The organism is Nostoc sp. NMS9 (assembly GCF_017114995.1).
Lineage (GTDB): Bacteria > Cyanobacteriota > Cyanobacteriia > Cyanobacteriales > Nostocaceae > Nostoc.
On sequence record NZ_JABXKL010000091.1, the window covers coordinates 88698 to 103942 of the forward strand.

General features: G+C 43.8%; 11 protein-coding genes and 26 tRNA genes. 31 read left to right on the forward strand and 6 right to left on the reverse strand.

The features are described from left to right. Positions 1-470 precede the first annotated feature (470 nt). Positions 471-1166 (forward strand): lipase, encoded by a 696-nt coding sequence (locus HWQ40_RS29460; RefSeq protein ID WP_292785244.1) that lies wholly within the window; start codon positions 471-473, stop codon positions 1164-1166. A 100-nt stretch (positions 1167-1266) separates the two neighbouring features. After that, positions 1267-1899: a cytochrome b N-terminal domain-containing protein gene (locus HWQ40_RS29465; RefSeq protein WP_292785245.1), complete on the forward strand. Its 633-nt coding sequence runs from the start codon at positions 1267-1269 to the stop codon at positions 1897-1899. Positions 1900-1982: 83 nt separating this feature from the next. On the opposite strand, the gene HWQ40_RS29470 is transcribed toward HWQ40_RS29465, so the two are convergent. Next, positions 1983-3902: a cation:proton antiporter gene (locus tag HWQ40_RS29470; RefSeq protein ID WP_292785247.1), complete on the reverse strand. Its 1920-nt coding sequence runs from the start codon at positions 3900-3902 to the stop codon at positions 1983-1985. Between the two features lie 325 nt (positions 3903-4227). Here HWQ40_RS29470 and HWQ40_RS29475 point away from each other — a divergent pair. Beyond that, a tRNA-Glu gene (locus tag HWQ40_RS29475) sits at positions 4228-4300 on the forward strand. Positions 4301-4394: 94 nt separating this feature from the next. On the opposite strand, the gene HWQ40_RS29480 is transcribed toward HWQ40_RS29475, so the two are convergent. The 3 genes from HWQ40_RS29480 to HWQ40_RS29490 form a co-directional block, all read right to left on the reverse strand. Beyond that, complete coding sequence (locus tag HWQ40_RS29480) at positions 4395-4982, reverse strand: SRPBCC family protein (RefSeq protein WP_292785249.1); 588 nt, start codon at positions 4980-4982, stop codon at positions 4395-4397. 8 nt (positions 4983-4990) lie between these two features. Continuing rightward, the gene (locus tag HWQ40_RS29485) at positions 4991-7009 is read right to left on the reverse strand and encodes a GAF domain-containing sensor histidine kinase (protein ID WP_292785250.1); all 2019 of its coding nucleotides are present in this window, start codon (positions 7007-7009) and stop codon (positions 4991-4993) included. Positions 7010-7858: 849 nt separating this feature from the next. Further along, positions 7859-8194, reverse strand: a complete 336-nt coding sequence (locus HWQ40_RS29490; RefSeq protein ID WP_094347436.1) for a hypothetical protein — start codon at positions 8192-8194, stop codon at positions 7859-7861. Positions 8195-8631: 437 nt separating this feature from the next. Between HWQ40_RS29490 and HWQ40_RS29500 the strand changes: the two genes are divergently transcribed. Beyond that, positions 8632-9138: an HNH endonuclease gene (locus HWQ40_RS29500; protein WP_292785521.1), complete on the forward strand. Its 507-nt coding sequence runs from the start codon at positions 8632-8634 to the stop codon at positions 9136-9138. Positions 9139-9154: 16 nt separating this feature from the next. Beyond that, positions 9155-9544, forward strand: coding sequence for an alr0857 family protein (locus tag HWQ40_RS29505; protein WP_292785254.1), 390 nt, complete (start codon positions 9155-9157; stop codon positions 9542-9544). Positions 9545-9726: 182 nt separating this feature from the next. Here HWQ40_RS29505 and HWQ40_RS29510 read toward each other — a convergent pair whose 3' ends face one another. Further along, positions 9727-10575: a polysaccharide deacetylase family protein gene (locus tag HWQ40_RS29510; RefSeq protein ID WP_292785256.1), complete on the reverse strand. Its 849-nt coding sequence runs from the start codon at positions 10573-10575 to the stop codon at positions 9727-9729. A gap of 510 nt (positions 10576-11085) precedes the next feature. On the opposite strand from HWQ40_RS29510, the gene HWQ40_RS29515 reads away from it, so the two are divergent. The 25 genes from HWQ40_RS29515 to HWQ40_RS29635 all read left to right on the forward strand — a co-directional run bounded on the left by HWQ40_RS29515 (position 11086) and on the right by HWQ40_RS29635 (position 13635). Next, positions 11086-11159, forward strand: a tRNA-Asp gene (locus HWQ40_RS29515). 4 nt (positions 11160-11163) lie between these two features. Further along, a tRNA-Glu gene (locus HWQ40_RS29520) sits at positions 11164-11240 on the forward strand. 3 nt (positions 11241-11243) lie between these two features. Then, a tRNA-Cys gene (locus HWQ40_RS29525) sits at positions 11244-11316 on the forward strand. Positions 11317-11323: 7 nt separating this feature from the next. Further along, positions 11324-11395, forward strand: a tRNA-Met gene (locus HWQ40_RS29530). A 3-nt stretch (positions 11396-11398) separates the two neighbouring features. Then, a tRNA-Trp gene (locus HWQ40_RS29535) sits at positions 11399-11470 on the forward strand. Positions 11471-11479: 9 nt separating this feature from the next. Next, positions 11480-11551: transfer RNA gene (locus HWQ40_RS29540), tRNA-Glu, on the forward strand. 7 nt (positions 11552-11558) lie between these two features. Next, positions 11559-11641 (forward strand) — tRNA-Tyr (locus HWQ40_RS29545). 4 nt (positions 11642-11645) lie between these two features. Further along, positions 11646-11735, forward strand: a tRNA-Ser gene (locus HWQ40_RS29550). A 4-nt stretch (positions 11736-11739) separates the two neighbouring features. Further along, positions 11740-11814, forward strand: a tRNA-Arg gene (locus tag HWQ40_RS29555). 81 nt (positions 11815-11895) lie between these two features. Further along, positions 11896-11970 (forward strand) — tRNA-Phe (locus HWQ40_RS29560). 6 nt (positions 11971-11976) lie between these two features. Further along, positions 11977-12051: transfer RNA gene (locus tag HWQ40_RS29565), tRNA-Asn, on the forward strand. A 5-nt stretch (positions 12052-12056) separates the two neighbouring features. Continuing rightward, positions 12057-12129, forward strand: a tRNA-Gln gene (locus HWQ40_RS29570). Between the two features lie 3 nt (positions 12130-12132). Further along, positions 12133-12208, forward strand: a tRNA-Gln gene (locus HWQ40_RS29575). A 6-nt stretch (positions 12209-12214) separates the two neighbouring features. Next, positions 12215-12288, forward strand: a tRNA-Leu gene (locus HWQ40_RS29580). A gap of 9 nt (positions 12289-12297) precedes the next feature. Continuing rightward, positions 12298-12375: transfer RNA gene (locus HWQ40_RS29585), tRNA-Leu, on the forward strand. A gap of 1 nt (position 12376) precedes the next feature. After that, positions 12377-12449: transfer RNA gene (locus tag HWQ40_RS29590), tRNA-Pro, on the forward strand. A gap of 26 nt (positions 12450-12475) precedes the next feature. After that, positions 12476-12548 (forward strand) — tRNA-Leu (locus HWQ40_RS29595). Positions 12549-12644: 96 nt separating this feature from the next. Further along, positions 12645-12717, forward strand: a tRNA-Thr gene (locus HWQ40_RS29600). Between the two features lie 4 nt (positions 12718-12721). Beyond that, positions 12722-12792, forward strand: a tRNA-Gly gene (locus tag HWQ40_RS29605). Between the two features lie 108 nt (positions 12793-12900). Beyond that, positions 12901-12976: transfer RNA gene (locus tag HWQ40_RS29610), tRNA-Val, on the forward strand. Positions 12977-12982: 6 nt separating this feature from the next. Next, positions 12983-13056, forward strand: a tRNA-Arg gene (locus HWQ40_RS29615). A gap of 106 nt (positions 13057-13162) precedes the next feature. Next, positions 13163-13236 (forward strand) — tRNA-Ala (locus HWQ40_RS29620). A 6-nt stretch (positions 13237-13242) separates the two neighbouring features. Further along, positions 13243-13316 (forward strand) — tRNA-His (locus HWQ40_RS29625). Positions 13317-13323: 7 nt separating this feature from the next. Beyond that, positions 13324-13406: transfer RNA gene (locus HWQ40_RS29630), tRNA-OTHER, on the forward strand. Between the two features lie 158 nt (positions 13407-13564). Then, positions 13565-13635, forward strand: a tRNA-Lys gene (locus HWQ40_RS29635). A gap of 101 nt (positions 13636-13736) precedes the next feature. On the opposite strand, the gene HWQ40_RS29640 is transcribed toward HWQ40_RS29635, so the two are convergent. Further along, complete coding sequence (locus tag HWQ40_RS29640; protein ID WP_292785258.1) at positions 13737-14825, reverse strand: glycoside hydrolase family 3 protein; 1089 nt, start codon at positions 14823-14825, stop codon at positions 13737-13739. Between the two features lie 256 nt (positions 14826-15081). On the opposite strand from HWQ40_RS29640, the gene HWQ40_RS29645 reads away from it, so the two are divergent. Then, a complete protein-coding gene (locus tag HWQ40_RS29645) occupies positions 15082-15207 on the forward strand; it encodes a hypothetical protein (protein WP_292785260.1) in 126 nt (41 codons plus the stop codon). Positions 15208-15245: the final 38 nt, after the last annotated feature.

Genomic DNA, 15245 nt, shown 5'->3' on the forward strand with positions numbered 1-15245 from the left:
TCAAGTTTTTAATTAATTTAATGACGCTGTATCATATCTTCAAAATTCGAGCTTGCTAAAGAGATATTTGAAAAATTACTACTTTTGATTTTTTATTGTTATGACGCACACAATTAAAATTAATATCTGGGAGTTTTATAAAGTTTAAGTAAACGCACAAGTTTGAATACATCAAAACATCTGCCGAAGTTGCCTTATTTTTTCAACTGTTTTTCGTCAACGACACTTCTGTAACAGATGACACACGTGCTTATCTAGGATTGGCCCTTATTTGAAAATATTACCACATCGGTAGCTTCTCAAACTGTTGCAAATTGTACAATTTTCTTGACATTCTAGCGCTAAATCCCACCAAAGCTATTGGTTTTTTCTCCAAGGAGTGAGTCAGACGATCGCAATTCTAGTTCCTGAATATGACTACTTCTTCATCAAAAAAGTTTAAACCCTCAATATTGCATCCAAAATTTCAAATGCCCTTACCGACAGTTATTTTGCCTGGATATCTAGAAAGTGCGATCGCTTATCGCCAACTAGAACAATCCCTACAAAACTTAGATTTTCCCACGGTTACAGTGCCACTGCGACGGCGTGACTGGCTCCCCACTCTGGGAGTAAGACCCGTAACCCTGATTCTGCAACAACTCGATTACACGATCAAGCATATATTACGTCAACATAATGCTACTCAAATTAACTTAATTGGTCACTCAGCCGGAGGTTGGATATCCCGCATTTACATGGGAGAAAAGCCCTATTTAGCACGCGGTGATGTCAAACCATTTCTCTGGCAAGGGCATCCCTTGGTTGCTACTTTCATCACCTTGGGTACACCCCATATTAGCCAAGAACGCTGGACACGTTCCAATCTAGATTTTGTCACCAATAACTACCCAGGAGCGTTTTACAAAAACGTTCGTTACGTTTGTGTGGCTGGCAAAACTATCTTTGGAAAAAGGCGGCCTGGTAGTTGGTTAGCTTACAGTAGTTACCAATTAACCTGTGGTAAGGGTAACACTTGGGGAGATGGCATTACGCCCATTGAAGCTGCTCATTTGGAGGGAGCGGAAAATCTGGTGATTGAAGGTGTCAAGCATTCTCCCAGAAGTCCTGGAATTTGGTATGGCTCACCAGACCCCTTAAAAGCTTGGGTGCAATATTTGATTTAAAAAACTTTATTTTTATATAAGAAAAGTAAAATTTATTAAAATTTCTTAGCTAAAATTGTAATAAGAATAAATACTTAGTTAAGAACAGGAGGGGTGAGCCATGCAAAGCACCCAGTTCGATAAGATTTTGCGACGAATAGCGACGATATTATCAGTCGTGATTTTGACTCTGTGTTTAATTTATATCTCTACCGGAGTTTTGCTGTCTTTTTACTATGAACCGACAGCAGGCGGAGCTTATAACTCATTGAAGATGATTAATACACAACTGCCATACGGTTGGTTGTTTTGGAGAGCGCATGATATTGCTGGTAATGCGATAATTGCGATCGCTCTAATTCAAATTGTGGTGATGTTTTTAGGTCGGCAATTTCGTAAGAGTTGGCTGGCCGCTTGGATTAGTGTGATTTTGCTAACCCTAAGTGCGATCGGGCTGGATTGGACAGCGATGATTTTAGATTGGACTCAGGAAGGTTACTGGCGTTTTAGCATTGAGCTAGGAACCATCGAAGCCATTCCTTTGATTGGTGGGCAACTGCGCGACATCCTAACTGGTGGTGGAGCCATTAACACAATTACCGTCGAACACCTTTACACAATCCACAGTTATCTGATTTCGGTAGCGACGCTAATTCTCGCCATAGTACATTTGTCTGCTTTACTCTGGCAGGAATGGCAAATGTATCAAGAAGCGGCAAAACTAGAAAGCGAATTTATTCCTTCCCAAGGCTAATAAAGAGTCAAGAGTTAGGAATTTCTCCCCTGCTGCCCTGCTCCTCTGCTGCCCTGCTCCTCTGCTCCTCTGCCCCATCCCCCTCATCCTCCAGAAGCCTCACTAGTAGAAAGTTGAGATAATTGGGCGAGGGATAGGTCTTCAACCTCTGGTAACTTTTCTAGAGAGAGAGGAGTGGATTGGGTGGCACCAGATAAACGTTTTAAAAGGCTAGGTCTGGGGTCATGTAACAGATAAATAATCCGATCGCCAATTTCCCAATCTTGGTTCGCTGGCATTACTTGTAAGCGTTCAGCTCGTTCTACCAACAGCGGTATCAAAACCCCAGTCCGAATCTTTTCTTGGATGCGATCGCATTGAGTCGAAAACTCCAACTCATCTAGCGTAGTTGTCCCCAACTTAACTCGCCCATCATTCAAATATTCATTCCAAGTTTTAATCGCTAAGTCTGGAATAAAAGCTTGATTAACTTTATTACTAGCCGAGGTACTCGCTTGCGGATCGCGGGGAAAAACAGCTAAGACGCGCGGGGGTTTAAACTCTTCAGCTGCTCTTTGAGCCAAAACAAAATTCACCTCACCATTACTTGTCATAGCCAAAAAAGTACCTATAGAGCCAAGTCCTGCCTCTTCCAAAACAGCAGCATCCAGCGCACTGCTGGCAATAACCCGGAGATTTTGCGCCTCGGCTTGCACAAGACATTCGGGGTCAGTATCAATCATCACCACGTTTTCTCCCCGTTCTTGAAAGAAACGAGCAATCACAAGACTTAAGGGATTACAACCCACAATCACTGCCCCAGTTACGTCCTTGGAGGTGATTTGCAGCCATTTGGCAACCCAGCCAGCTGTTAGCCCTTGGCACACAACAGTCATGATAATTGTGAGGAAAACTAAAGCTTTGATGGAATCACCGCCGTTAATGCCTCGCTGTGTCAACGAAATCGCAAAAAAAGAAGCTACAGAGGCGGCAACAATTCCTCTCGGAGCAACCCAGCTTAAAAACAGTTTCTGTCGCCAGTTTAGGTCACTGTTCCAGGTACACAAGAGGATATTAATCGGGCGAACGACGAACATTAGTACCAAAACGGTGAATAAACTGCCCCAACCCAAAGCAAACACACTGGCAATGGATAGGTCAGCAGCTAATAAGATAAATAGCACCGAAACGCTGAGGATTGTCAGCTGACCTTTAAAGCTGCGTAACAGACGTTCTTCCGGGACTGAGGAGTTAGCAAAAACTGCTCCTGCAACTACTGTTGTCATGACTCCCGATTCACTGCGGATCATCTGCGATAAGGTAAACAAGCTCCAAAGTATCGCCAACACCACTAAGTTTTTTAGCTCAAATGACAGAAAACTGGCGCGTTTGAAAATCAAACTCATCAGATAACCGCCAGCACCACCAATTGCTGCTCCCACACCCAGGCGTATAAGTAAACCGACGATCGCATTGATCGGGTCAGCATCGCCGTTCAAAATCGTATCGAGGACAACGAAGGCGAGGATAGCCCCTACAGGGTCAATTAAAACCCCTTCTCCTTCCAAAAGTGTGGCCACTTGTCGATCTACATTGATTTGTTTGAGCAATGGGCCAACGACGGTTGGGCCTGTCACCACGACTATGGAAGCATAAAGAAAAGCTATGTTCCAGGGAAATTCACCCAGCCAGTGAGCAGCCATACTCCCACCAAGCAATGTGATCAGCGTTCCTTGAGTGACGAGCAATTGTAGGCTGACTGAAACTCTACCTAACTCACGCAGATCCAAGTTAAGTCCGCCTTCAAACAAAATGATTGCCGTTGCTAGGGCGACTATAACTTCCAGTCCAGTGCCTAGCGAATGGGGATGCAAAAGCCCTATGCCATCGGAGCCAAACAAAATGCCCAACAGCAATAACAAGACGATGCTGGGTACACGAAGGTATGCAGCCAGCACTTGGGCACTAATGCCTGCAAAGACAGCGATCGCCATCTGTATGGTGATTTCAAAAGATGCTTCCATGTTGTAGATTTTGAGCGATTTATTTCAAAATCTCTTGTAAAAAACCGTAGATATTAACTCTACAAAGTACAACATCATACCCTTTGTTCCTTGCTATCTTCAGCGTTTTTTAGATATGTGTATACCCCGAAATTCCCAGCGCCCAATGCTGACGCACCCTGCGGCTGACCGCAGAAGCATCTACGGACTTTTTATCTGTATCCATATCTTTGTATCCTCTTTAAGCTTTTGCTTCCACCCAGTTTAGCTGCCAGAAACTTTTTTTGGCAAAACCTGTTGACAACGGCAAGGAAATTGGTTAACTTATAAAAGGTCTGAGTCCAATGCCCCCATCGTCTAGAGGCCTAGGACACCTCCCTTTCACGGAGGTAACGGGGATTCGAATTCCCCTGGGGGTACTTGAAAGCAATAAAAAGCAAAAGCTTTTTTGTTTGAAATCTAGCAATAAAAACCATCATCCAGGAATACACCTGAATGATGGTTTAATTGTTGTTATGCATACGGCTCTTTGCTGGCTAGTTCTTCTACACGTTGGTGAATAGCCAAAAGATTTAACCGCAAATCTTTGCTCAGGCGATTTTCAATAATTCCCACTGGCATAGTGAGTTTAGGCCAAACTTGAATTGTGTAGGACAGATTTGTTCCTAGATACTCACCGAAAGAATAAGGCTCTAAGCACCAGCTACCAGAAAAGCCTTTAAAATCTCCCTCTACCATGCGAAAATTAATTGCTTTAGGAAAGCATTCTTCCAAATCTAGAACTACCCGCGCACAAAAGTTGAAATTCAGTAAGCGTTGGGAGCCTACTTGCTCCAGCCGAATTCCACCATCGGGATGCTCAATTAGACAACTCTTGGCGAGGTTGGGGAGGAAGTCAGGTAAGGCTTCATAATTTGTCAGAACCTTCCAGATTTGCTCCACTGGGTGGGGAATTTGGACTTTAGCACTGATTTGCCGCTGTCGCTCTGCTATTTTCTCAATTTGAACTTCTACCTGAGTAGACAGATCCCCTTCTAGGTTGGTGTCATCAGTGGAAGATTGCAAATCAGGGTTCTCTGTTGTGTTCTGTTTTTTAGTCACTTTCAGAATTATGGTTTGCTTTCGTCAGAAAATTGGGGCAGAGTCAAGGTGAAGCAAATTTCGCTCTGTTCAGAATCCGAAATTGGGAGACTTTCAACAGCGATCACTCCATTCAGATGCTGCACTAAAGACTTGACTAAAGCAAGTCCCAAGCCAGTCCCTGGAGTCCAGCGCCCTTTTCCACGACGGAACTTATCAAAGATGTAGGTCGCTTCTTCTTCAGAGATGGCACGTCCTGTATTCGTCACCTTCATGATAACTTGATCGATTTGTTGCTCGACTCGGTGAGCCGCTTCAAGGCGGACTATTGTATCAGGTTCTGAGTATTTACAGGCATTCGTTAACAATTCTTGCAGGATGCGGTCAAAACTCTCCAGTTCAGTTTGCAGTTTGAGCGATTCCTCCGGCAAATCTACAGAAATCTTTAATCCTTTTTCGCCAAGTTTTTTCTCAAAAGATGCTGCTATATCCTGAATTCTAGTATTTAAATCTATAGATTCTAATTGCGGCGCTTCGTGAGGCGACTCTAGCTTTTGGAGTGTCAACAAGTCATTAATCAAGTTGATTTCCTTTGAACATTCCTGCTCAAGAATATCTAGATATCTACCCTGACGCTCTGGCGCTACTCCTGGCAAACGCAAGTTTTTTATTGACATCAGCATATTTGTCAAAGGATAGCGTAGGCGATCGCTCATGTTACTCAAAAATTCATCTTTGAGTTCATTGAGTTTCCGTAGCTGCTCGACATACTGCCGTGTTCTTTCATGCAATTTCGCTTGGAGTTCCAGACTACTCTGGAGTTTCGCCGTCCGTTCATCTACCAAGGTTTGCACTTGGCGCAATGTCTGTGACTGAATTATGGCGTTACTCACTTGAGCGCAAACCATTTCCACAAGATTTAATTCTGCTGGTTGCCAATTGCGAATCACAGATTGCTGTAGCACCAAGAATCCTAAAATTTTACCTTGACTCTCCAATGGCACTAAAAGTACCGCAGGTAATTCTTCTATTGCAAATAATGGAGTAGCTGTCAAGGTCTCGTTTTGGTCTGTATAGTCATCGAAGATTACTGGTTTTCCAGAATCCATGAAGGCACGCTGGCATAAACCACAGTCTGAAATCAAGAAAGACTGAGCTAAGGTGTCTAGTTTACTAGTGCCGGAATTTTGTGTTTCTCTAGCCCATTCAGCGATTACACTAGCTTTCGCTTTGGGAATTTGTTTTTTAGCTTGAGTCTTAAATAGTGGATCTGTATATTTCAGTAATATGAGCAAACCCCGATCTGCCTGTAGAGATTCGGCTGTCGAGGCGATAACTAACTGGAGCATTTGATTCAGCTCCAAGTTGCTGCGACTCAATATAGTTAATTGCTTGATCAAGCTTTGATGCTGGTTGCTTTTTTGCAGGGACTGCTCTTGATGAGTAATTTGTTGAGCTTGTGCAACTCCAGAAAAAGCGATCGCGCAAGCCGACTCCACTTCTTTGAGTAATTGTTTTTCTGATTCACTCCATTCATAAGGTTGGAATTTAATCAGATTAATCACTCCATTATTATTGCCACCAAACCGAGTGGGAATTGCCAAAACCGCTTTTATCGGTAGTGGCAAATATTGACACCCAATTACCAAACTATTTTGAACGATCGAAATGTCTTCAATAGTCAATGGTTGGGCAGCACATTGCAGCACTGGCGAGTGCATAAGCAACTGTTCCATCGAAAACATTTCTTCTGGGTGTGGCAACCCTAGATACTCATCAGCACACCAATTAGTAGTAGTTGCTTCGTCAGATGTCTCATCCGCCACAGAAACCAAGCAGCAGCAATCTACTTGAAAAGCAACTCCTAGCAATTGGGCAATCTCTCGCAGCATCAAAGCCGTAGCAGAGCTATTAGCGATGATTTGGTTAATCTTTTGTACCAACTCGCGGGCAGGTTCTTCCTGATGCTGCATCAGCTTGACTTGGTAAGGTTGTAGTCGATCTATGTTATCTACGTAATGTGGCGGCGATGATAGAGGCTTTTTCATTTTTGGCACGCCCTCGGATAATAACCCCATTGTTCTTGCACCCAACCTCTTGGCATATTCTTCACCTTTAGTTGTGTTGCTACACCCTGATAATTAACAAATTTTGTGTGAATACTTTCTCTCACCTGTTATAGCCCTTTTCTATCTCAGATGACCAAATTTCCACTACATCAAGCAAATTGCTACATTGTTACATAAGTAATAAAATACTTAAGATATCCTATAAATGCTTAAGTTAGCTTATTTTTAACTGCTCTATCTTGAAATAATTTACTAACTTTATCCTGTCTGTAAGTATACATAAACCGTAATTTCTCTAGAATTACAGCAAAATTACCCTTTTGAGCGCGTAAAATTACGTAACTTGCTTTATAAAGCTTTATTACATTTCTTGAAAAAACTAATAGGTTTAACAAGCTACTCTTTATATCTCCGTAACTCTCAGTAAAATATCAAAGGAGGCACGAGGAGGTTGCTCTTGCAGTGTAGGCTTCTCTTCTCTACGAGAGGCTGCGCCAACGAGACACACTCGTGTTCAAACCTACACTGATAGCGTAACTGTGGTAGCGAGTTCGTGAGCGTCTTGCTCTCAACCTGTGGCAGAAATTTGGAGTAGAGCTTAAATTTAAATAAATTCTTGCTCATTAGAGGTTGCGGCAGTTCTGGCTAAATTTTGAATGCAGCCCAGTTATTAGTAAAAATAACTAGGCTGCATTCGTCTGAATATAAAACTAAACCACATCTATTTTCAGAACTATATTTTTTAAAGTAGTAAGAGCATTTTGTAGTCGCTACTGGTAGTGGCGGGCTAGATGCCCGCCCTACCCCAGGTTTGAAAATGGACGAGGTTTATCCAGCCAAGCTCTCGACACTCAGAGGAACCATATCGCCATTCCTCGTCAGTCCTAACAACATCGGTTCTTGGGGTTGAATTAGTTGACCTGTAAGTACACAGCGTTCTTCTTGCTGAGCTGTGGCAGCTATGCTAGCTCGAATGTCGGATCGCGAAAATCGAGGTTTCCACTCACCTGATTTTTGCTGGACATAATTCCAAAGGATATCTCGGATCAGAGCTTGATATCCCTGATTCCCAGCTATTTCTTTGAGCTTATCTTTGAGTTCCCGCTCTAGGCGAATGCTGGTAACTTCCATATCGGTGGTTGGGGTGCGAGCGATCGTATGCATCAGTTTTTCTCCTTAAAGGTATAGACAGGATAGTAATACAAGTGTAGTATGTTTAAAGGAATGTTCAATAGGTGAAATTTTCTGTGAAATCCATTTACCCCATCTCTACTTCAATTTTGTGCGCTACCAATTGCGGAACCAATTGGGAATCAGCTGCTATGGAAGTGGAGTATTTATTTATGGGCGATGGTAGCCGAAATCATGGGCAAATCACAGAGGGTAATGATGATTATAAGTATGTAGGCATTAGTGCACTAATTGCAAAACCACAACTAAATCAAAAAAGCGGGGGGTACAGGCGAAGGAATCCTGTACCGATATGAGACCAGAAAATTTTCCGGTCAATTCTAACCCCCGCTTCACCGAAAACTTGAAGCGGGGGTTTTTTTATAAGGAGTTAAGCTGTGACGATATCTTCCATGCGCGGCGCGAACGCAATGCAAGTGTTAGAGCAATCTGTGGTGGTGTTTTCTCAAAATTACTTGCCACTATGTCGGGTCAATATCAAGCGGGCGATTGTGCTGTTAGTGACCAACAAGGCGCAACCGCTGGGTTTTACCACAGAAAGCGGATGGCAAGTTCACTCACCCAGTTTGGTAATTGATGTGCCAAAACATATTCGCTTGACAATCACTTCTAATGAGCGGATGTGGAAAGTTCCGCCAGTCAATCGGCGAGAAGTATTGCGACGAGATCATCACAGTTGCCAATATTGCGGCAGCAGCAAACATCTAACGCTAGATCATGTGATGCCGCGTTCTAAAGGCGGTTCTCACACTTGGGATAACGTAGTCGCAGCTTGTGAAAGATGTAACTCCTGTAAAGGCGATCGCACTCTGTTTGAAGCTGGTATGCAACTGCGTACCAAACCAAAAGCGCCAATTCACCCCGCGATTTCTTTTGCTGAACAGTTTTGGATAGATATGCAAGCAAACCTGGAATAACAGGAGAGCATAAGGAATGCTGAAATTAACGTACACTGAAAGCAGTTTTGATTTGGAATGTATCACTCTGTCGCTAGAAGAATGGGTAGCGCAGCGAGTGATTTTAGCCCTGCGAGTTGGGCAAAGTTTGTGCATTGAACCCACTACCGCTTCCTTTTTGCTTCCTGTTGATTTGCCAGGAGTAGAAGTACTGAGGTCTGAGGTAAAAAGAGATGACAGAGAAATTATTGCCCTCTGTGCATGCGATGCCGAATATATGGAAGTCACCCTGCGGGGTTCTTGGCTATCAGCTTGTTCTAAGGATTCTGTTGGTGTGTTTGTCACCACTATGAGCGATCGCGCTGAGTTCTTTTTGCACAAACTTTGGCAGGAAGCTCAATCTTGTGCTTCTGTGATGAGTGAATAAACGAAATAGTTGGGTGACTCAATTTTGGATTGTGGATTTTGGATTTTAGATTTGTTCTCACGTTTAAATTCGGGGGTAACTCTTGGAGATGCTGCGAGAACAAACATTTTGGGATTTTGGATTGAGTAATCCAAAATCCCAAATTTAAAATCTAAAATCAGATGAAGAGAATTTCTCACCCTTTATTGCGCCATTTTTAGTAGTTCAGGAATTGTCACAAATCGGTAGCCTTGCTGTTTGAGTCCGCTGATGATTTGTGGCAAAGCTTGTACAGTTCTTTGGCGATCGCCACCACCATCATGCATTAAAACAATAAAACCAGGTTTCGCCCCTTTCAGGACATTATTTACAAATGCCTGCGGTTTGGCGTGAGGATCGGTATCAGCAGAAGTTAGCGACCACATAATTACAGCATCTTTCTGGCTTTTGGCGTAAGCGGCAAGTCCGTTATTTAAAAATCCTCCAGGAGGACGAAACAGAAAAGTTTTGACTCCTGTAGTTTTGTATATCAAATCAGCTGTGCGATCGATTTCACTCTTGGCTGTGGCTTCATCCATTCGCCGATACCAATGATGCCAAGTATGGTTGCCGATGGCGTGTCCCTCGGCTACTTCACGCTTGGCTAAGTCTGGATTTGCTTGTAAAGCTTGTCCTACCCAAAAGAATGTTGCTTTAACATCATTTTGCTTCAGGATATCCAGCATTTCTAGGGTTGTCTTTGGCCAAGGCCCATCATCAATGCTGAGAGCAATAACCTTTTCGTTGCTGCTGGGTTGCACCTTATAAACAGTTTTTCCCTGAAATTTCGCTGGGACTGTAAAGGTAGGGTTTTCTACTTTGGCTGATGGCGGTAATTGGGCATTAATTTGACTCTTTGCTGGATCTTGAACTTGTGCAATATGGATTTTGCTTACTGGCTGGTTCAACCCCGATTGTGGGGAGGTGCCTGGAGCAATACTACAAGCTGTAATACTAGAGGCGATCACGACAAGACTAATTATCTTTTGTCGCTTGAGGTAGTTGTCTTTCACGTCAGGCTTTTAAAGATTCACCCAATCATAAGCTGTAGTTTGACTTTTCAAAGGGTTTAGCAAGCTCAAATATAAGTGCAGAAACTTTTCTAGACAATTTCAGAAATTTTTTCTGAAACCCCTTGACACCTCTTGTAGTATTTTGTAGTATATATGTAGTGAAGCGAAAGACAAAGCTTCTCAAGAGTCAAAGTTATGTTTTACATACAACTAAAGGACAGGCGTTGGAATAAACCAGAGTCCCCAATCAACAAGGCTGCTTTTACTTGCAAACCATCGGCAGTAGAGGCAACAAACGAAAAAAGTTCTAAGTTTGCACTCATTAAAACCACTGAATACATCCGTAATACACAACAGGCTTGCTACCTAGAATTTCGGTTGTTTTCTTAACAGTTTCTAACAGTAAAAAGTCAATTATCTGAACCTTGAAAACTAAATAAGAAATGGGCAAGTTCACCAACAAAATCTGTGCCTAAAAACTTCAAAGTTTAGGCACAGATTCCCAAAAATCGGGGTGTAGCTCAATTGGCTAGAGCGTTCCGTTGTCTGCGGAAATGTTGCGGGTTCAAGTCCCGTCACCCTGGTTGTAGTCCTGTAGGCGAATAGTTTAAGCCGTCAGCCTCTCAAGCTGAAGATTGCGAGTGCGAATCTCGTCAGGACTCCCAAATGGCTGAGTAGCCAAGCGGTCGAAGGCGTCGGTCAGCAAAACCGACATCGTGAGTTCAAATCTCACCTCAGCCTCTGGTGCCGCAGTGTAGCTTAACCAGCAAAGCCCCAGGTTCATACCCTGGTGCGGGTGCAAATCCCGCCGCTGCCACCAAATGCAGGGATGGTGTAACGGTAACACCTCGTGACTCCAAATCCGATGTTCTGGGTTCAAATCCTAGTCCCTGCGTCAATCATGCCCCTGTGGACGAATGGTTAAGTCGCTGTTCTTTCAAAGCAGAAATTGCGGGTTCAAGTCCCGTCAGGGGAATCATTATGGGTCGATGGCCGAGTCTGGTTGAAGGCGACAGTCTGTAAAACTGTTCTTTTTTGCACGCAGGTTCAAATCCTGCTCGACCCACTGTGGAGAGGTGGCTGAGTGGCTCAAAGCGTCCTCCTGCTAAGAGGAAGCGGGTACTTAATACCCGTCGCAGGTTCAAATCCTGTCCTCTCCGCCTTGAGAGTGTGGTGTAACTGGATAACATCTCAGTTTACGAAACTGAAGATTTGAGGGTTCAAATCCCTCCGCTCTCGTTACATGGGAGAGATGATGGAGTGGCTGATTCGAGTTGAATTAAACCAGTCCACTGGATAAAACCCATCTTTCCTCCTTATCCCCTGGTAGCTCAGTTGGTAGTTAGCGCCTGTCTGAAGAACAGGAGGTCGTCGGTTCGATTCCGACCTGGGGGGCTTCGTTGCCTCATAGCTCAATGGCAGAGCAAGCGGCTGTTAACCGCGCGGTTGTAGGTTCGAGTCCTACTGAGGCAGCCATTCATTGCCGGGTGGACGAATTGGGAAGTCGCATCGCTCTGAACGATGAGGTTGCAGGTTCAAACCCTGCCCTGGCAATAAAGCCCTGTGGTGTAATTGGCAACATAGCGCCCTTTGAAGGCGAAGATTCCAGGTTCGACCCCTGGTGGGGCTGCCAAACTTTGCTCTTGTAGCCCAACTGGAAGAGGCTGCCGTCTCAAAAACGGTATCTTGTGGGTGCGATTCCCACCAAGAGTAACAAAATTTGCTCCTGTAGCCCAACTGGAAGAGGTGGCAGACTTAAAATCTGTTTCGTTGTGGGTTCGACTCCCACCAGGAGTACCAACGGGATGTAATTCAGCGGCGAGAAGCCATGCTTTGGGAGCATGGAGTCGCAGGTTCGAGTCCTGCCATCCCGATATGCTCCTGTGACGGAACAGACTTTGCCCTTGTAGCCCAACGGAAGAGGCGCTTCGCTTAGAACGAAGAGGTTGCTGGTTCAAATCCAGTCAAGGGTATTGGTGAATATGCGGGGATGGAGCAATGGTGGCTCATTGGGCTGCATAACCTGAACATCGGCAGGTTCGACTCCTGCCCCCATCACCAAAATTAGTGCTGGTGTAGCTCAATTGGCAGAGCAACTGACTTGTAATCAGTAGGTTGCAGGTTCAATTCCTGTTACCAGCTTGATGCGGGTGTGATGTAACGGCAGCATGAGACGCTTCCAACGTCTTCGTGCGAGTTCAAATCTCGCCGTCCGCTCTGAAACTTGCAGGTGTGATGTAATCGGTAACATCTAAGTGCGCCATACTCAGTGCGTGGGTACTCTTCGAGAACGCTGCGCGAACAAGTCCCTCCACTCGCTTGCGTAGTCCTGTAGCTCAATTGGTAGAGTGTCTTCCTTACAAGAAGAATGTCGCGGGTTCAATTCCTGCCAGGACTACCAAATATTGGGAGTGTAGCTCAATGGAATAGAGCTTCGAGCTTCTACCTCGAAAGTTGTGGGTTCAAGTCCTACCACTCCCGCCTAAACAAGTAAAAAGTTAAAAGTCAAAAGTCAAAAGTCAAAAGAATGAATTTAATTATTTCTCTTTCTTTTTAGTTTTTACTTTGCTCTTTTTACTTATTTGATGGGGTCATAGCTCAGTTGGCTAGAGCGCCTGCCTTGCAAGCAGGAGGTCATGGGTTCAAGTCCCATTGATTCCACTGATGGTGTCTGAAGCCAAAGTGGTCGAGGCGCTGGTTTGTGGAACCAGTCAAAGCGGGTTCAAGTCCCGTCAGACACCCCTGAATGGAAGATGCCGCTGAATGGACGGCAACTGGTCTTGAAAACCAGGGTATGGGCAACTGTAGGGGTTCAATTCCTCCATCTTCCGCCTATCCACCTGAAGCCGAAAAGCGAGGCGCTGTGCTGATAACACAGAAATAGGAGGGGCAGTACCTCCCTGGTGGATTATATATCTAGTGTTGGTATTACAAAGCTTGCGATGTAAGTATCCAATCGCACTTGCTCATTTCTTTTTCAAATTAACTAGGGTGGTTGGCATACCGGCTGTGCAGCGGGCTTTTAACCCGCAGAAATAGGTTCGACCCCTATACCACCCACTAAACAATTTAAAATTCAAAATTTAAAATTCAAAATTAAGAAATGCAATCTTAGTTAGCCTGTTGGCAATTGCTAATATGCAACTTGAATGCGCGTTGGGTTATGAATAGGAACTAGCGATCGCTAGTTGAGCATGTTGCAATAATACATCTTTATCCAAAGTATGTATGGGATATTGCGGTGTTACTGCCAGTAGTTTGTCTATTCTATCTCTAGCTGCTTCTACCACTGCTTCATCTAAGCTACCGTTACTGAGCGAATCAGCAAAATCTTCAGCAATCCGATAAGTTCTTTCAATAGATGATGAATTAATATTACGCGACACAATAAACAGATCGCAGCCTGCATTAAATGACCGTGCCACAGTACCAGCTTTCATAAACATATCTGAGATAGCTTTCATATCCAAATCATCAGATACAACTACTCCCTCAAAGCCAAGTTCCTCTCTAAGTATGGTTTTGAGGATAGCCTGGGAAAGGGTTGCTGGCACTTCAGGATCTATCTTGGGAAATAAGATATGGACAGTCATAATCAAAGGAATCTGTAGTTCGATTAAAGCTCTGAAGGGTATAAGTTCTCGAAGTCGCAGGTTTTCTAAAGTTAAGTTCAGTATTGGTAGCTCAATGTGAGAGTCCTTGCTGGTGTCTCCATGTCCGGGGAAGTGTTTAGCGCATCCCAAAATTCCTGAATCTCGAATTCCAAGGTAATAGTCACGGGCACCTTGAGTAGCAGTTTCGGGAGTGTTACCAAAGGCGCGAGGTCCAATCACGGGGTTGTCGGGATGGGAAAAAATATCTGCGATAGGTGCCCAAGATAAATTGATTCCCAGTGATTTTAGTTCTACCGCAGTAGCTTTTGCTACTTCATAAGCGTGCGATCGCAGCAATAAGGCATGAGGAAAGCGGGTAATTGGCGGTGGTGTACGAATTACACGACCTCCTTCATGATCAAGAGTGATGAACATGGAATCACGTTCAGTGTATTCTCGTATCTGCCTGTTTAAATCCTTGAAGCTTTCCAGCCAAACCTGATATGGAGTGCCATCCAAAAAGTTCTTAGCAAAAAATATCACCCCAATCGGCTTTAATTCATTGAGTGCGCGTTTATCGTCATCGCTTAATGTAGTGCTGGAAATACCTAGAATCAGGTGATGTCCAAAGCGCCTTAGCTCCTGCGATACACTCATAATCTTTTACCTATAAGTTGTGAGGTAAACAACTTAGTTGTTCAACCTAGAGGACATAAACATTTATCCTACACCCTTATAGGGAAAGGAAAGTTTTCAAAGTAGTCTTTAAGTAATGCCCCAAATATTTCCTCAGAGCAAATACATAAATTAGCAAAGAAATCAACTACTTTAAGACAATTTTTGAAATTAGCTATTTTCAGTCAAAGGAAATACTTTTGTTTCCCTAAATCACTTGCATGTAAATATAGATAAAGTGCAACGCCGCAAAGCTATTACCAATAATGGTATTGGCAATTTATTTGGGCAGGCACACGTAGGTAAAATTCCCTTTAGCAAAAGTTTTTTGGGGAAGCGATCGCACAATAACTGCCAAATGTAACGGATTGCAACGTATAATGAGAACGATAAAACGGTTAA

Bases quoted from the DNA above. Each gene is read 5' to 3' on its own strand.
- HWQ40_RS29460 (WP_292785244.1), top strand. From the start codon at position 471: ATGCCCTTACCGACAGTTATTTTGCCTGGATATCTAGAAAGTGCGATC.
- HWQ40_RS29465 (WP_292785245.1), top strand. From the start codon at position 1,267: ATGCAAAGCACCCAGTTCGATAAGATTTTGCGACGAATAGCGACGATA.
- HWQ40_RS29470 (WP_292785247.1), bottom strand. From the start codon at position 3,902: ATGGAAGCATCTTTTGAAATCACCATACAGATGGCGATCGCTGTCTTT.
- HWQ40_RS29485 (WP_292785250.1), bottom strand. From the start codon at position 7,009: ATGAAAAAGCCTCTATCATCGCCGCCACATTACGTAGATAACATAGAT.
- HWQ40_RS29490 (WP_094347436.1), bottom strand. From the start codon at position 8,194: ATGCATACGATCGCTCGCACCCCAACCACCGATATGGAAGTTACCAGC.
- HWQ40_RS29500 (WP_292785521.1), top strand. From the start codon at position 8,632: ATGCAAGTGTTAGAGCAATCTGTGGTGGTGTTTTCTCAAAATTACTTG.
- HWQ40_RS29505 (WP_292785254.1), top strand. From the start codon at position 9,155: ATGCTGAAATTAACGTACACTGAAAGCAGTTTTGATTTGGAATGTATC.
- HWQ40_RS29640 (WP_292785258.1), bottom strand. From the start codon at position 14,825: ATGAGTGTATCGCAGGAGCTAAGGCGCTTTGGACATCACCTGATTCTA.